Raw genomic sequence first — 18,447 nt, forward strand, 5'->3', positions numbered from 1 at the left:
TGACTTAAATTATTAAGTTGATGCCTAACCTCTTTTTAAAGAATATTATTTTATTTGAACTTGATTTAGTCTTATTCAGGTTGTTCGGTTAATAATACGGGACCGTCCGCTGTAATTACTAAGGAATGTTCATATTGCGCACAATAACCGCCATCGCGCGTACGGGCTGTCCAACCATTATTATCCATTTTCATTTTCCAAGTACCGGTCGTAATCATTGGTTCAATGGTAATGGTCATCCCTTCTTTTAGTCGAAGACCTTTTCCAGGCAAGCCATAATGTGGAACTTGTGGATCTTCATGAATCGTTGGGCCAATACCATGTCCAATAAAATCACGCACGACCCCAAAGCCTTCGCCTTCCGCATACGATTGAATAGCATGCCCAATATCGCCAATGCGATTACCAACTTTAGCTTGGGCAATCCCACGATACAGCGCTTCTTTCGTCACTTCCATTAAGCGTTGATGTTCATCACTAATTTCTCCTACAGCATAACACCAACAACTATCTGAAATAGCACCATCCAAATCGACACAAAAGTCTACTTTGACAATATCTCCTGATTTTAACTTATAATTTGAAGGGAAGCCATGACAAATTTCATCATTTACACTTGTACAAGTTGCAAATTCGTACCCTTCATAACCAATTTGAGCTGCTACTGCGCCGGCTCCTTCAATTTTTGCTTGAACAAACTTATCTATTTCAGCCGTCGTTACACCAGGTTTAATGAAATCTCTTAGTGCAACATGAATGGAAGCTAGTAACTCTCCAGATTTTTTCATTGCTTCAATTTCACGTTCTGATTTTAATGTAATCATTTATGTTTATTTCTCCTTCTTCCATGTCATTCTTATGTGACACGCTTCTTTATCCAATGTTTTATTATATATGATTTGATCCGTTTGTACAAATTCATTTGGTTTTGATTTGTAATTTAACAATTTCGGCTCATGTCCCCATAAGACTTCATTACCAAATTTAACCTCTACAATGGTTAATTCATGACCTGATGCTGATAAACGCTCTCTTATTGCATTATATGCCCATCGTAAATAGACTAAGTTATTCACGTGTTGATTGCCATCAATATCGTTTGGTAGAATATCCAAGTCCTTTTCACTTACTTTTTGCGCAATTTTAGGTACTTTTAATCGGCTAAAATTCACTTTAATTTCGGCGTTTAAATCTAACAATTCAGGTAATGTTTCATAATTTAGTCTCACCATCTTACGTGAGGTAAAATCAATAGCTGCAAATTGAAAAAATAAAGTCATTAATTCTATATCGTCAGCTTCCACCACAAATTTTCGTGTGATGAAAAAGCGATTTGCCTCTATCACATACGTACTTATTTTAATTTCTTGACTAATCTCTGGCCATTGATGAATCACCATCCGATTTTGGGTAATAACCCATGTTTGCTGATCATTAATGATATAATCATCAGCATTTAGTGTCTGTTTGACTGCTTGATCATGAGCATCCGATGTCGTTAACACTAACGTTAATACTTTGGTCAAATCCGCTTGTTTTGAGCCAGGATACTGGGCATCTTTTTCTGTTAGTTGATACGTGTTACTATAAGGTTTGGTATATTGCTTAAGACTCATGTTTTTTCACCTCAATATTCATATTATAACGCTTATTCGATATTTTTTACAAATATGTTTAATATTATTCCGCAAATGTTATTCACAATATAAAAAGCCGAGAATAAATCTCGGCTTGCAATCTTATTTAAATAATTAAATATGAATTGGGTGACCTAAAGCTAATTCAGCTGCATCCATAACAGTTTCTGCTAATGATGGATGTGAGTGAATGGTTAATGCTAAATCTTCGGCATTTAATCCACCTTCAACCGCAAGTGTTAATTCAGCAATTAAATCAGAAGCGTTAGCCCCTGCTACTTGTGCGCCAACTAAAACATTATCTTCTTTAGTTGTTACTAAACGAACAAATCCGCTAGTTGCGTTTAATGATAACGCACGTCCATTACCTGCTAATGGGAATTTAGAAGCTTTCACATCTAAACCAGCTTCTTTAGCTTGTTCCACTGTATAACCCACTGAAGCTAATTCAGGATCAGTGAAACATACTGCTGGCATAGCAACGTAATCAACGGCACTTGGTTGTCCACTAATAGCTTCCGCCGCTACTTTTGCTTCGTAAGAAGCTTTATGCGCTAAAGCCGCACCAGGAACAGCGTCCCCAATTGCAAAGATATTATCTTTATTGGTACGTCCTTGTTTATCAACGTTAATTAAACCACGTTCACCAATCACAACACCAGCAACTTCTAAACCACAGTTATCAGTGTTTGGACGACGTCCTACAGTTACTAAACAGTAGTCAGCTTCCACTTTATGTTGTTTACCGCCCACTTCATAAGTAACCGTTACACGATCGCCATTAACTTCAGAGTTTAAAGCCATTGCGTTGGTAATAACGTCAACACCTTTTTTCTTGAACTCTGATTCAACTAATTGAACCATGTCTTTTTCAAATGTCGGAATAATTTGGTTTGATCCTTCTAAAATAGTAATTTTCGTACCAAAGTTTGCGAAGGCACCTGCTAATTCAGAACCGATGTATCCACCACCGATAACCACCATTTCTTTAGGAATTTCAGTTAATGCTAACGCACCTGTTGAATCAATCACACGTTCACTGAATTTAAATCCTTTGATTTCGATTGGGCGGCTACCTGTTGCAACAATCGCATTTTTGAATGAATAAGTTTGTGCTGAATCACCTTTGATAACACGTAAAGTATGGTCATCAACGAAGAATGCTTCCCCTTCAATGATTTCAACTTTATTTTTCTTTAATAACATACGAACGCCGCCGGTTAATTTACCAACAACTTCTTTGTCTTTCCATTCTTGAGTACGTTTGAAGTCCACTGTAATATCTTTCGCCATTACTCCGAAGAAATCTCCGTGTAATGCGTTATGATAAGTGTGTCCTGCATTGATTAATGCTTTTGAAGGAATACATCCTACGTTTAAACAAGTACCACCAATGTAATCTTTTTCAATGATGGCTACTTTTTGTCCTAATTGAGAAGCACGAATGGCAGCAACATATCCACCAGGGCCAGATCCAATTACGACTGTTTCTAATTCAATTTCGAAATCTCCAACTACCATAATTTACACCTTAACCTTCCATTAATAATAATTCTGGGTTAGCAATTAAGCGTTTGAACTCATTCATTGCTTTTTGAGCAGTTGCACCATCGATAATACGGTGGTCGTAGCTTAATGATAATTTTAACATACGGCCGACAGCTAATTCACCTTCAGCATTAACGATTGGTTCTTGAACGATACCACCAAATCCTAAAATAGCTACTTCAGGATAGTTGATAATTGGTGTAAACCATTTACCACCTGCTGAACCTAAGTTAGAAATAGTGATTGAGCCACCGTTCATTTCACCGGCAGTTAATTTACCTTCATGAGCTTTTCCAGCTAAGTCAGTAATAGAATCCGCAATATCAAACATTGACTTAGTATTAGCGTCTTTAATAACCGGCACGTATAGACCACGATCTGTATCGGTTGCAATACCGATATTATAGTAGTTTTTGTATACAACTTCATTCGTTGCGTCATCAATCGAAGCATTTAAAGCTGGATATTTCTTAACAACAGCCACTAATGCTTTAACAGCATAAGGTAAGAATGTTAATTTAGTATCGCGTTCAGCTGCCACTGCTTTAAATTTCTTACGGTGATCCCATAATGCAGATACTTCCACTTCATCAAAATGAGTAACATGTGGGGCAGTATGTTTAGACGTTACCATTGCTTTAGCAATTGCTTTACGCATTGGTGTCATTGGTTCACGAGTTTCTAAATCTGATAAATTAGATGTATAAGGTTTCGCTGGTGCTGCTTGTTGTGCAGGAGCAGCAGTACTTTGAGCCGGGGCTGATGGTGTTGAAGCAACTTGAGCTGTTGGTGTAGCCACTGCTGCTGAACCATCAAAGTTTTCAACGTCTGCTTTTGTTACACGACCATTTGCACCTGTACCAGGTACTAATGAGATGTCAATTCCTTTGTCACGTGCTAATTTACGAACAGAAGGCATTGCTAATACACGACGATTAGGATCTGCTGCTGCAACTGGAGCACTTGCAGTTGTTGAAGCTGGTGCTGATGCAGTCGCTTGAGTTGCTGCTGGTGTTGCTGTTGATGCTTCTGGGACATGTCCTTCAGCTGCAATTTCAACTAGTACATCACCTACTACTGCTACAGTTCCTTCAGGAACCACAATCTTAGTAATGGTACCAGATACTGGAGATGGGATTGATTCAACAGACTTATCGTTTTGGATTTCCACTAAAACATCGTCTTCATTGATATGGTCGCCTTCTTTTACTGGCCAAGATGCTACTTCACCTTCGACAATTCCTTCTCCTAACTCAGGTAATTTGAATTGGAAAGTTCCTGCTGCTGGTGCTTTCGTATCTGCCACGGTTACTTCAGCCGCTGCTGGTGCTGCTGGGGAAGTTGCTGGTGCTTCATCTTCGTGACCTGGCGCATCAATTTCAACTAATACATCCCCTACAACTGCTACTGTTCCTTCAGGAACATGAATTTTTAAGATTTTTCCAGATACTGGAGAAGGAATAGATTCAACTGATTTGTCGTTTTGGATTTCAACTAAAACGTCATCTTCTTTAATCTCGTCGCCTTCTTTTACTGGCCAAGATGCTACTTCACCTTCGACAATACCTTCGCCAAGTTCAGGTAATTTGAATAAAAATGCCATGATTTTTGTCTCCTTTTATTTTTCATAATGAGATTGACCAAAGAGGTAAAACAGGTTTACCTCTGGTCAATCGATTCGCATAATGTCAATTAGAATTCGTAAGTTTTACGTACTTGTTCTTCGATATCTGTTGCATTTGGTAACCAATCTTTTTCAGCTTGACCAAATGGGAAGATTGTATCTGGTGCTGCAACAAATCCGATTGGTGCTTCTAAGTCTAAGATAGCACGTTCAGAAATTTCAGCAATAACACGTGCACCAACACCCGCTTGACGTTGAGCTTCTTGAACCACAACAACGCGGTTAGTTTTTTGTACAGTTGCTAAAATTGCTTCTAAGTCTAATGGAGATACCGTACGCAAGTCCATAACTTCAACTGAAATTCCGTCTTTTTCTAAGTTTTCAGCAGCTTTGATTGCTTCACGAACCATTGCTCCGTAAGTAATGACAGAAACATCATTACCTTCTTTAACAATATTCGCTTTTCCTAAAGGAATGGTATATTCTTTTTCAGGCACTTCTTCACGGAATGAACGATATAATTTCATATGTTCTAAGAAGAACACAGGGTCATTATCACGAATTGCAGAGATTAATAAACCTTTTGCATCATATGGATTTGAAGGAATTACCACTTTAATACCTGGTGATTGTGCTAATAAACCTTCTAAGTTATCCGCGTGCATTTCTGGAGTATGAACACCCCCACCGAATGGTGCACGGAAAGTGATTGGCATTTGACGAGAATTACCTAAACGGTAACGTGTACGTGCTGCTTGACCCACAACAGAGTCCATAACTTCAAATACGAATCCAAAGAATTGGATTTCTGGGATTGGACGGAAACCAGTTAAAGCTAACCCAACTGCTAAACCACCAATTCCTGATTCAGCTAAAGGAGTGTTGAATACGCGGTCCTCACCGAATTCATCTTGTAAACCTTCAGTGGCACGGAAAACCCCACCGTTTTTACCAACGTCTTCACCGAAAATTAATGTACGGTCATCGTTACGCAATTCTGTCGCTAATGCTTGAGTAATTGCTTGGATCATTGTTAATTGAGCCATTATTTATTCTCCTTTGCTTCGTATTTTGCGATTTGTTCTTGTAAGAACACGTCTGGAGTTTCAAACATATTTTTTAAGAAGTCTGAAACTTTTTGTTTTGGTTCTTGGTCAGCTAATTTAACAGCTTCTTTAATTTCTTCTTGAGTACGTTCAATTACTTCGTCTTCTTTTTCTTTAGACCATAAACCTTTATTTTCTAAATATTTACGGAAACGAATTAATGGATCTTTTGCTTGCCATTCATCTTGAACACCTTCAGGTTGGTAACGAGTAGGATCGTCTCCAGATAAGGTATGAGGTCCAAAACGGTAGCATAATGTTTCGATTAAGACTGGTCCATTACCTGCTAAGGCATATTCACGAGCAGCTTTTGTCACTGCGTAAACAGCTAAAATATCCATACCGTCAACAACGATACCAGGAATACCTGCTGCAACAGCTTTTTGAGCTAATGTTGGAGCAGCTGTTTGTAATGAACGTGGTGTTGAGATTGCCCAACCATTATTTTGAATGAAGAAGATAGCAGGAACTTTATAAGAACCAGCAAAGTTAATTCCTTCGTAGAAGTCACCTTGAGATGAACCACCGTCACCTGTCCAAGTCGCAACGACTGCATTTTTACCATCGCGTTTTAATCCAAATCCTACACCCATAGCTTGAATATATTGAGCACCAATGATGATTTGTGGTGGATAAGCATTTAAATCTTGATCAAAAGTAGATCCCGCAACGTGTCCACGAGACCATAAGAATGCTTTGTGTAATGGTAAACCGTGTTTGATTAATTGAGGAACATCACGGTAACCAGGCATAATATAGTCTTCACGTTCTAAGGCATTGATAGAACCTAATTGAGAAGCTTCTTGTCCTGCTGTTGGAGCGTAGAATCCTAAACGTCCTTGACGGTTTAACGCTGTTGAACGTTCATGTAAAATACGTGACCAAACCATATCCTCCATTAACTTAACTAATTGCTCATCAGATAAATCAGGTAATAAGTTTTCGTTTACAACGTTACCCTCTTCATCAATGATTTGTACAGTGCTAAAATCGAAGTTATTTGGATCTAATAACTTTTCGATTGAAACAGTAGTGTTCTTATTTGCCATACTTGTACACTTTCCTTCCTTTTTTTAATGCGAAATAAAACAGCCCGAATTTCTGTTATTATCTCTACTTCCATAATTTAATGTATCACTAACGCTGCGTAAATGCAAGTATAATATAGCTTACATCATTGTTATAATAGGCTTTCAATCGACTTTGTGATATGAACCACATATTAATTTTTTTAATTATATGTTAAATAAAAACTCTTACTTTTTCATAAATAAAGCATTGGCTTTTGTTTGCTCTGTTATAAAACAACTTTTAAACTGTTATATTTTTCATAGATTTATTAAATTTTCAAAGAGGATTTTGTGAGACATAATTAAAATTCGATATAATTTGTGAAGAAATGTTTTTACTATTGTTATTAACAAAAAAGAAGTGAACTAGAAGAAGAAAATCATATGATTTTCCCTTCGAGTGCTCACTTCCTACTAGTTGCGTTGCGATTAATACTTAATTTTATTTTTATTCATTTATTCAGTGACTATAAACATAGATTCGCAATCCTATTCCTGCGCTTACGACTAGCTCATTTCGTTACCTATTCTTGTTCTTCTTCGGTTTTTTTGACAATTAAACCAAGTCCGACTAGTACCGATAAAGCAGCTGCTGTGAAAATGGATGTGTTTACTTTTTCACCAGTATTTGGTAAAACAGCTGCATATTCCACTTTTTCAATCGGTTTGGCTTTAGCATCAGTTTCTTTTTCTTTAGAAGGTGTTTCTTCTTCTTGGCCTGGTGCTTCTTCTTGGCCTGGTGCTTCTCCTTCTTGACCTGGTGCTTCTTCTTCTTGGCCTGGTGCTTCTCCTTCTTGACCTGGTGTTTCTTCTTCTTGACCTGGTGTTTCTTCTTCTTGACCTGGTGTTTCTTCTTCTTGGCCTGGTGCTTCTCCATCTTGACCTGGTGCTTCTCCTTCTTGACCTGGAGCTTCTTCTTCTTGGCCTGGTATCTCTTCTGCTTTCTTGATCAACAAGATAGCAGTTGTTAAACCATCTAAGGTGATAGAATCTTTATCTAATACGACCCCTTCTGGTGTTTCAATCACACTGGTTCCAGCTTGCTTAGCGTCCGCAATGACTTTCGCATCAGCTAAATGTTTGAAGGCTTCGCCAAAATTAACCGTTCTTTCTTTATCATCCGCATTAATGAATACAGCATAAATATCTCCATTAGATGCCTTAGCTTGATAACCAATAATTAAATCATTGGCTTCTACTCTAGCGTTGGGATCTGTGTTAGGAACCGTAATTAACGATACATATTCATCAATTTCACTTGCTAAATCATGACTGAAAGCATCGGTAGAACGTCTAATTGCAATTAAACCTCTTGTATAGTTATGCGTTAACACATTTTCTGCATATTTTTCAACATTGGTCGCTTTTTCCCAATCGAAACGGTTAATCGCATCACTTGAGTCATAAGAGTCATGAATAAAATATGGATACTCAAATGGGTTACCATCAGCATCAACCATATAAGTTGCTTTATTCGGAATTAAATCATCACTTACGGTTGTACGATAATCCGGATGTAAGTATTGTTTTGTTCTTCCATATTCTTGTCCAGAATGGATAAATGGTGTTCCTTGTGACGTTAAAATAATACTATTTCCTAAGCGGACGCGTCTTAATATTTCGTCAGAATGATCTTTTGGATCTTTCTTAATCGACTGTGCGATGACATCAAACAAGGTTAAGTTATCATGAGCAGCGATATATTGAATCACGTCACCTGGATCATCCGCTTTAAAGTTACTTGGGCGTCCAATAATATTGTTAAAGATTAACTCTAAATTACGCGCACCATTGGTTAAGAAGCGTGGTTGTCCTTCACTACCAAAACCAGATTTTAATTCATTACGAATTTCATCAGAGAATGAAGCAACGCTATCAGTCAATTGCATCCACGTTTGGTCAGCAGGTTGTTCTGGTAAACCATCATCCCCTTCATATGTGACCCATCCTTCTCCCAACATTAAAATATTAGGATTTAACGCTTTAGCTGCATTATAAGCTTCTTCTATAGAGGCCGCATCATGATCCCCCATCATATCGAAACGGAATCCATCCACTTTATATTCATCAACTAAATATTTAATAGAATCAACTAAAACTCTTCTAGCCATCTTATGAGTGGTTCCTAAACGTCCACCACCAAATGATTCTTTAGGTGTACCGTCAGCTTTCATAAAATGATAATAATTGGGTTCTAAATCTTCAAAGATGTGAACTTGAGCTGTATGATTATAAACAACGTCTAAAATCACACCCATCCCTCTTTTATGAATTTCATTCACTAAATTCTTAAACTCTTCAATCCGTTTACTTGGATTAGTTGGATCTTCAGAATACATGCCTGTTAATGCAAAATAGTTTTGTGGATCATAACCCCAGTTATAATTAGAATTGCTTGACGCATACTCTAATAAACGTTCGTCATTGATTAACTCATTGACATTATAATAATTCATTACAGGTAGTAATTGAATATGGGTTACGCCTAAATCTTGTAAATAATCTAAACGTTCCACAAAAGCAGCAAAGGTTCCAAATTGCGCCGTTAATTCATCTGCGATATTAGGATCAGAGGTAAAATCACGAACATGTGCTTCATAAATAATCGCATCTTCACGTTTTTTATAGCCTTCAATATTGGCAAAATCTAATTTTGGTCCTAGTTGATCTGGCGCTACAAAAGCAGCTTTTCCAACTGGTTTGCTCACCACATCTTCTGGTACTGGCATTGGATTAGTATTATCCCATGCTCCCATTGATTTTGCATATGGATCTAATACTAAATATTTTTTACCATCACGAATAATTTCATAATGATAGAGATAATTTGTCAAGGTTTCTAACCCTAAATCTTTACCTGCGTCTAACTTAACATTCCAGACACCTTTATCTGAAGCGGTCATCGCAACTCGTCCAACAACAGCATTATTATCCTCTTTATCATAAACAACCACATTCACTTCTTGGGCACTTGGCGACCAAAGATTCATTTCTGCAACAGTACCTGTTTCATTTAAAGTCATTCCTAAATCGCCGTCATAACCATACATTTCGTCAGTTAAACGCCATCCTGTACGTGTGTTAACCGTCTTCTCCTCAAAGGTAATGCTAAATGGTGCATTTTTAAGAGCGAAATCACCTGTTAATAAGACAGTAGTGCCACCCTCTTGGATAGCAACAGAGTCAAGGGTAACGGGTTGTTGCGTTGAACTCGTGATGGTTAAGCCATTTAATAAATCCTCATTGGATAAACCTTCAGTATTTGAGAATTGGAGTTCAATTGTATTTTCTGATAATTGTTCCGCGCTATTCAATTGAATTTGGCTTACATAGTATGGATTGGTGTAAATTTTTGGATCATTATCTCGGATGAATAGTTGAGTGTGATTTTCTAAATCTTTAAAGATAAAATCTTGCTCTGTGGCTTTCTCTCCAGTTGATTCATCAACAATTAAAAATCCTAATTCAGCCAATTCACTTAATGTGACATCGGCATAATATCCATATTTTCCTTCACGGTCAAGATCAATACCGTCTGGCCAGTTTTCTCCTGGTTTTTCAACAGATCCCCATGTCCAAAGACCTAAATTATCATAGTTACCATCCGTACGATAATAATTAACACGTATCGTTTTCGGAGTTTCAATCGGTTTATAATAATTCACACCCCAATCCGCATCGATCCACACCTCATCCATCGCTGGTGAAATGATATCAATGCTTTGATCGCCGGTAATGTTATCCCCTTTATTGTTATTAATTAAGTAATTAATTTTCTTGGCTTCTAAACTTGATTTACGAACATCAAGATAGTAGCCATAATCATCTTGTCTCGCTTCACCAAAATTAGTTGCACCAGTAGGCCATGATCCTAATTGTTCAGATGGCGTCGCAACATCACCCCAGGTCCATAAACCTAAAGTATTATGTGCTTGCTCCGGTAATTGTTTAAAGTGGATTCGTAGCATGCCTTCTTCAACTGGTGGCTCTTCTGCTGAGGTTAATTTTGCGTTAATAATGTCACCATTCGTCACCGTTAAGAGTAAAGTTCCACCTTCGGTAATGGCTGGGGCTTCAATATTTACGACATACTGACCTGTTTCAGATAGTGTTGCATTATAAGAGTTGCCTGAATAGTGATCAAATAAGACAGCGTCTTCTCCTGACACTTCAATGGTTAAAGGTGTTGCTGTTTCGTTTAAGTTAGTCGCAATATAGGCACTTTGATCATTATAAGAACGTTTAGCAATTAACCATTTTTCAGAATTATTTCCGGCTAAAGTTGTACGATCTCCTCGCGCCATTAATTCAGAATGTTCATTTCTAAAGTCTAATAGTTTCGTATAATGCTCATGCATCTCATTGCCTTCAACCTTATCCCAATCGAATTGATAACGATTGTCATAATAAGGCCAATTATTAGCACCACTTAAACCAAGCTCTTCCCCGTAATAAATAACAGGTAAACCTTTAGCAGTTAATTGAATAGTAGCAGCAATCTTTTGTTTATTTAAATCACCATCTAACGAATAGGTAAAACCATCTTCATCATGGCTACTTAAAAATTGTGCAAGAGACTCCGCACTGGTAATAAACCCATTACGATTAATTAATTCTTGTTGAGCTCCAGTTAAATCGCCATTGACTAATTGTTTAGCAAGTTCTTTAAAACCGAAGTCTAACAAACTATCCATTTTTCCTTCACCTAAATCGTCATTATCATTGGTATAATTTGCACCCCATGATTCGCCAATTAAGTGGAAATCTGAATCTAATTCTGTTAATACATTCTTGAAGTGTTGCCAAGTTGTATTATCCACATTTTTCACAGTGTCAACTCGGAAACCATAAATACTATTACCTTTACTTGTAGTAGCTTTTTCTAACCATTGCGATTGCCAAGCTACCAATTGTTCTCTTACTTCATGTCGTTCCGTTTCAAAATCTGGAAGGCCACTTAAGCTACGTTGAGTATCTGGATCCATTCCCTCTTCTTGACGGATTAAGCCCGCAAAGCGCTCTTGATCTTCAGCTGTGGGGAATCCTTCTACTGGTAATGAATCCCCTTTATTTAATCCATATCCCGGATGGTTTAACACTACATCGACTAAGATGTTAATGCCTCTAGCAGCTGCTTCATCAATTAATTCATGAAAATCTGCTAAACTTCCTAAATGTGGGTTTAATTCTTCAAAATCACTTGCCCAATAACCATGGTAAGCATAAAACTCATCAACATTATCGGTGCCGCCTACATTATACTTAATATTTTCAACAATTGGCGTTACCCAAATCGAGGTCACACCCAATTCTTTCAAGTAATCTAATTTAGCTGTGACTCCCTTAAAGTCACCACCGCGATATACCCCACCTTGATTTTTCGCTGACTCATAAGGTAAATCATACGGATTATTATTAGTCGAATCACCATCAAAAAAGCGGTCAGTCAACATAAAATAAATGACTTGTTCATCCCAATCTAATTCACCTTCAGCTTTGACATGCTCTTTCACGACTACTGAGGCTATTGTTTCATAATAACCATTTTCAGCATCATAGACACGAATCGGTATTTGATATTCACCAGGTTTAGTATCATGTGTTGCAGTAATCGTCACCCGATTTAATTCAGGAGAAATTTTAACTTCAGCGCTCGTCCCCAAAGCAGAAGTATCCGCAATAATTTGCTTAATTTCAGCATTATCTGGATTGGTAATCGTCACATCTAATAATGCAAAGTGATTGGATTCCACTTCTCTATTAACACTTGCTTCGACTGTAACATTATGGACGCCAGGCGTTGCTGTACTTGGGTCTACTTTATTTTCAGCAACAAAGTATGGATTGGTATAAACAGTTTGATCATTATCACGCAAGAATATTTGACTATGCGTTTTACGATCAGAAAAAACTAAATCTGTTAAAGGTTTTGATTCATCCGCCGTATTTACGATTAAAAAGCCAATACTAGACTCAAGACCTTGGGATAATGGTAAATCAACGTAGCGACCATATTGACCTTGTTGTTCAAATTTTAAAGCGTCTGTTGGCCAATTTTGTGGTGGGTTTTCTACGTCAAACCAAGACCAAACACCTAAATTTTCATAATTATTATCTGAACGAAGATAATTAATTCTAAGAACATTTTCATCTTTAAGTGGTTGATAACTATTCGTTTGGAAGTTCGCATCAATCCACGCTTCATTCATTTCACCGGTTAATAATTTAACGGTTTGATCTGTTGGCGTAATTTTAATAGTGGCATCATCAGTACCAGCTGTATCTAATAATAAGAAACCTATATCAGCCGGATTAGTAGATTGAGCAATATCAATATAATAGCCGTATTCATCTTTTTTATTAGGATCAAATAGCGTTGCACCCTTAGGCCAACCATCAGGATGATTGCCTGATTCGTTTTCTACACCACCCCAATACCAAATACCTAAAGTACCTATTTTATCTTCAGGTAAGTTTTCAAAGTGTAGGCGTATCATGCCTTCTTCAATTGGTTCAACATCCGTTGCAGTGTTGTTGGTTGCAGCTGCTACACTTAGCTTTTCATTGCTAACAATCGTATTGACTGCTTCATCTGAATTAGATGTTACTGATGTTGATTCTTCCGTCACTTCTTCTGAAATGGATGTTTCAGCTGATTCTGCTAATAAAGTAACAGGTTCATTGACTGTCGTTGCATCATTGGTTGTCTCATCCTCAACGGCAGTGTTTGTATCTACTACAGTTGTTTCAGCTAATTGAATAGACTCTTCGATACTTTCAGCAATTTCTGCTTCTGTGGTCTCTGCTAGCTCTGTTTCTGGTATCTCTGAAACCTCTGTATCTGATGTCTCTGCTAGCTTTGTTGCTGCTTCTTCTTCAACTGATACAGTACTCGATTCCTCTACTACTGGTGTTTCCTCTATAGCATCCGCATTAACTTCTGATGATACAGCTGTATCCACTAGTGGCACTTCAGCTTCTGTGGCATTAGCATCCGCTACTAAGGCGCTATCAGCTGAATCACTTAATGTGCCATCCGTCACTGTCTGAGCAGAAACAAAATTCGCATTAAAAAATAAGCCTGCACCAATTAATACCGAAGCAGTCCCAACTTTAAAACGACGAATTCCAAATTTTTCGACTTTCTGCGATAACTTCGCCCGTCTTACCTCAAGGTTATTCTTACCGGTCATTTCTTAATACCTCCATTTACCTCTCATGAGATGTAATCGTTTACTTAAATAATATCAATTTAAACTTTTATTTACTAGCTAAAATCTCATAATGATACCGGTAACAGTGAAATGATAATGTTTGTTAGCGGTATCAATTTAATCGATAGAAAAAATATCGTAATAAAAATAACACTCCCAATAAAAGAAAAACACCACCCATTACTGAGTAGTGTTTAAATCTTTTTGATATATCAAATTGTCTATATCGCTCAAGACGTTTTCTAGAACTTACGTTTACGAGCTGCTTCTGATTTTTTCTTACGTCTTACTGATGGTTTTTCGTAAAACTCACGTTTACGAGCTTCTCTTAAAGTACCTGTTTTAGAAACGTTACGTTTGAAGCGACGAAGAGCGTCATCCAATGATTCGTTATCACGAACTACTGTTTTTGACATATGATTCCCCTCCCTCCAAGCATTGAGTAACCTTTCTTAGATTATTATTTATCTAATAAGTCCTTTAATAATTATATCAAATCTCATAAACTTTACAACTATTTCCTGAAAAAATATCACAATTTCCCAAAATAATGAAACCTTTGTGTAAAATCAAGTGAGAATACTGTTCTAATTGAAAGAAAATATTAGTTGGTTAGGTGTTTACATTTTTCGCATTTTCCAAAGATTTCGAATCGATGCCATTCAATTTCAACATCTGATAAATCGGTCGTTACTTGATCCATTGGACAGGCATCTAATGGTATCGCAACACCACAATTGGTACAGATAAAATGATGGTGATGATGATCCGCTCCACAACTGATACGGAACATCTGTTCTTGATTATATTCTGTTCCTTCTAATAAGCCTGTTTCAACAAAATCATAAAGATTACGATAAGTCGTATTGTAACTCATCGTAGGGTATTTTTTGACCATATGTTGATGGACATCTTGTGCACTAATATAACGGTTTTCTTCTGCGAAAAAAGTTAAAATTTCTTCACGTTTTTTGGTCTTTTTGTAACCGGCCCCTTTGAATTTTTTTAAGCCATCTGCTACGATTTCTTTAACTGATTGTTGTTCACGCGCATCATAATGCACATGATCACGACAATGATGATGATTTTTCATTTAAATCCCTCACATTTATGGTATAGTTAAAATAATAATCATTCAGGAGGTTCCTAATGGAAAAACAAAACCCAAATAACAAAATAGATTTTTATATTATCTCCGATTCGATTGGTGAGACTGCTAGTAAATTAGCCAAAGCAGCCATTGCCCAATTTCCTACTGTTACTACAGTATTGCATAAATTTATGTTTATTTCAAACAAAGAATCTGCAGATGAAATATTAAAAGAAGCGACAAAGCGTAACGGTATCCTCTTATTAACCTTGGTTAATAACGAGTTAGCAGAATATATTGAGAATTATTGCGAACAACATAAATTAACATACTTCAATATAATGAAACCTGTTCTTAATGAGATTACTAAGCGAACATCCAAAGGACCCAGTAAAATAGTCGGTGCTCAACACGATTTATCAGAAGAATATTTTGAACGTGTGAGCGCAATGGAGTTTTGTATGCGTTATGATGATGGAAAAGACCCTAATGGTTTAATTGAGGCCGACATTGTCTTACTGGGCATTTCAAGAACAAGTAAAACCCCTTTAAGTATGTATCTCGGCAACATGGGCTATAAAGTCGCCAATCTTCCGCTAATCCCTGAAAATACTATTCCTAAAGTCTTATTTGAAATTGATCCCAAAAAATAGTTGGATTGACAACTTCAGATACCGTAGTCAATTTACATCGCGAAAATCGTATGAAAGAATATGGATTACCATCAGGTACTAAATATGCCTCTATGGAACGAGTCAATGAAGAGTTAAAGTTTTCAAGTGAACTCTATCAAAAATTAGGGTGTTTAGTCGTGAATACTGCAGAACGTAGTATCGAAGAATCAGCTTCTATTATTGTCCAATCACTAGGATTAACTAATAAAGCTTGGTAATCCATTCATAAACAAATAGATTTCTGTGCTATTCTATCAAATTCACTTGATGAAGACTATAAGCACAGAAATCTTTTTTTCATATTATAACAATGATTGAATTAATTCCTCACGACTGGCAAACGATAATAACGCGATTGGAATGTCCAGAACGGTTTTAGCACCAAATTGCCCCTCATTAGCTAATCGATAAGCCGCTCTTGCATAAGCAGTTAAGACACTAGCTGTAAATTCAGGGTTAGAATCCAAATCTAATTTAAACTCCATCACTTGTTGATTATCGACACCTGTTTGACCACTGGCTATCACAAAACCACCATGAGGTAATCCAGAGTGTTTCTCATCTAATTCCCTTTGAGTTACAAAGTGAACGGTCGTCTCATAAGGTTCAAAATAATTTGGCATCGTGATGATGGCTTCTCTAACAAGATGCTCATCCGCCCCTTCTTTTAATACTACATAACACTCTCGACGATGTTTTTGACGTGCTGTAAGGGGCTGAGATTGACCAGAACGTACTTGTTCAATGGCACTTGTGACAGGTATCGTATATTGTTTGGCATCTTGAACACCTTCGATTCTACGAATCGCATCCGAATGACCTTGCGATACCCCCTTGCCCCAAAATGTATCAAAATGTGGATTGCTTAATATCGATGAAAAGAGTACCCGATTTAATGAAAATAAACCCGGATCCCAGCCCGTTGAAATAACACTTACTTTTTCAGCGTTTGTTGCCACTTGATTAACCTTTGCTAAATGTTGTGAAATCTCCGCATGATTATCAAAACTATCGACGGTATGAAACCATTGGGTAAATTCCGGAGTTTGTTCAGGTAAATCCGTTGCGGATCCCCCGCATAAAATCATTACATCAATTTTATCTTGAAAATCTTGCACCTCATTTATTTGATGAACTTTAACTACTGGATCTTGCGGCTCAATTGTTTGGGGATCACGACGTGTAAAAATCGCTACTAATTCCATATCTGGTTGTTGTGCGACAGCTAATTCTACTCCACGACCCAGATTGCCATATCCAATAATACCTATTTTAATTTTGTTCATCAAATCACCTCTATTAAATTTATAAATAAATTCTAATCGTTTTTTAATTTAAATGCAAGTTTTAATATGAAATTAACGGCTATTTTATATATATATTTTCATTTCATTTGCATAAATTGAGTCATTAATAAATAAAAATACATCTCTTTATCCCCGATGCCCGTCTTCATTTGATAATCCGTTTCAATTAATTGTTGATAAAATCTTTGGATGTCCTTTAGGGAATATTTAACTGCTAGCTGACTTGCTAATTTCACACGGTACGGATGAACCCCTAGTTGGCTGGCAATATTCTGTTCTAATTGTCCGGTACTTGATAATAACTTTACTTGAAGCATTAAACGAAACTGCGAGATTAACAAGGCCAAAATCGCAATCGGTTCATGTTTCATCAATATTAAATCATCATAAATTTGCTTAGCCTTTGCTGCTTTTCGGCTTAATAAAGCATTGGTTAGTTCAAATACATCCGATTCCAATACGCGTGGTACTAATTGTTGAACCACATCGATAGATACTTCTTTCCCACTGATGGCATAACTTTTTAATTTAACAATTTCCAACATAGCGGTACTTAAATTGGATTGAACGCGATTCAATAATTCGTTTAAAGCATCAGAGGTAATCTTTAAGTTATTTTCTTGAATATATGAATTTAAATAGTGTTTGACATCCTGTTCTTTAATAGCAGCAACATCAACAATCGTGGACTTGGTACTAAATGCTTTCGTAATCTTTTTACGTTTATCTAACTCATCAGCACTTACTCGCCAAACTACAATCGAATTGGGATTAGGATTATCAAGATAAGCGATTAATTGTTTTTGTTCAGAATCGCTTAATTTTTGATTAGGATGGGCATTTAAGAAGGTCACATTTTCTACTATAATCAAACGGTATTCTGTAAAAAAAGAATATAACTCGGCTTCGTCTAATACAGCTTGTATAGTATCAACATTCAAATCAATATGCATCACGTCTAACTCATCCGCTGCTGAGAGTGCCACAGTCAAACTTGACATAAAAGTAGATTGTAAATAACTTTCAGAGCCTAATAATAAATAATTAGGTTGAAACTCTCCCTTCTTGATCTGTTTAATTGCCTCTTGTACTTTCATAGTAACCTCCTTTTTTATTAATTATTATACCTATTTTTTACGAATACTAGGTAGTACTTCTGAGTTCATATTGGGAGTGG

Annotated in this window: 11 protein-coding genes and 1 pseudogene; 1 reads left to right on the plus strand and 11 read right to left on the minus strand. The window is 36.8% G+C overall.

Features of this window, described 5'->3' with window-relative positions; translation table 11 throughout:
• Positions 1–71 precede the first annotated feature (71 nt).
• The 9 genes from map to LB888_RS00805 form a co-directional block, all read right to left on the minus strand.
• Positions 72–824 (minus strand): type I methionyl aminopeptidase, encoded by a 753-nt coding sequence (gene map, locus LB888_RS00765; RefSeq protein WP_078755766.1) that lies wholly within the window; start codon positions 822–824, stop codon positions 72–74.
• Positions 825–830: 6 nt separating this feature from the next.
• Positions 831–1,616: an acyl-ACP thioesterase domain-containing protein gene (locus LB888_RS00770; RefSeq protein WP_318753215.1), complete on the minus strand. Its 786-nt coding sequence runs from the start codon at positions 1,614–1,616 to the stop codon at positions 831–833.
• Positions 1,617–1,751: 135 nt separating this feature from the next.
• Entirely contained in the window at positions 1,752–3,158 is a 1,407-nt protein-coding gene (gene lpdA / locus LB888_RS00775) for a dihydrolipoyl dehydrogenase (protein ID WP_276649142.1), read from the minus strand.
• A 10-nt stretch (positions 3,159–3,168) separates the two neighbouring features.
• Positions 3,169–4,788 (minus strand): 2-oxo acid dehydrogenase subunit E2, encoded by a 1,620-nt coding sequence (locus LB888_RS00780; RefSeq protein WP_318753216.1) that lies wholly within the window; start codon positions 4,786–4,788, stop codon positions 3,169–3,171.
• Positions 4,789–4,877: 89 nt separating this feature from the next.
• Positions 4,878–5,855: an alpha-ketoacid dehydrogenase subunit beta gene (locus LB888_RS00785; protein WP_318753217.1), complete on the minus strand. Its 978-nt coding sequence runs from the start codon at positions 5,853–5,855 to the stop codon at positions 4,878–4,880.
• The gene (gene pdhA / locus LB888_RS00790; protein WP_078755761.1) at positions 5,855–6,964 is read right to left on the minus strand and encodes a pyruvate dehydrogenase (acetyl-transferring) E1 component subunit alpha; all 1,110 of its coding nucleotides are present in this window, start codon (positions 6,962–6,964) and stop codon (positions 5,855–5,857) included. Before pdhA ends, LB888_RS00785 begins: the two co-directional genes overlap by 1 nt.
• Positions 6,965–7,509: 545 nt before the next feature.
• On the minus strand, positions 7,510–14,178 hold the full coding sequence (locus tag LB888_RS00795; protein WP_318753218.1) for a pullulanase: 6,669 nt from the start codon (positions 14,176–14,178) through the stop codon (positions 7,510–7,512).
• A gap of 263 nt (positions 14,179–14,441) precedes the next feature.
• Complete coding sequence (gene rpsU / locus LB888_RS00800; RefSeq protein WP_066126806.1) at positions 14,442–14,615, minus strand: 30S ribosomal protein S21; 174 nt, start codon at positions 14,613–14,615, stop codon at positions 14,442–14,444.
• Between the two features lie 188 nt (positions 14,616–14,803).
• Entirely contained in the window at positions 14,804–15,292 is a 489-nt protein-coding gene (locus LB888_RS00805) for a transcriptional repressor (protein ID WP_318753219.1), read from the minus strand.
• 56 nt (positions 15,293–15,348) lie between these two features.
• On the opposite strand from LB888_RS00805, the pseudogene LB888_RS00810 reads away from it, so the two are divergent.
• Positions 15,349–16,181, plus strand: a pseudogene (locus LB888_RS00810) (pyruvate, water dikinase regulatory protein).
• 84 nt (positions 16,182–16,265) lie between these two features.
• Here LB888_RS00810 and LB888_RS00815 read toward each other — a convergent pair.
• Positions 16,266–17,249, minus strand: coding sequence for a diaminopimelate dehydrogenase (locus LB888_RS00815; RefSeq protein WP_318753220.1), 984 nt, complete (start codon positions 17,247–17,249; stop codon positions 16,266–16,268).
• A gap of 98 nt (positions 17,250–17,347) precedes the next feature.
• Positions 17,348–18,367: a DNA polymerase III subunit delta gene (holA, locus tag LB888_RS00820; RefSeq protein ID WP_318753221.1), complete on the minus strand. Its 1,020-nt coding sequence runs from the start codon at positions 18,365–18,367 to the stop codon at positions 17,348–17,350.
• Positions 18,368–18,447 lie beyond the last annotated feature (80 nt).

The organism is Globicatella sp. PHS-GS-PNBC-21-1553, from assembly GCF_033564055.1.
Classification (GTDB): Bacteria; Bacillota; Bacilli; order Lactobacillales; family Aerococcaceae; genus Globicatella; species Globicatella sulfidifaciens.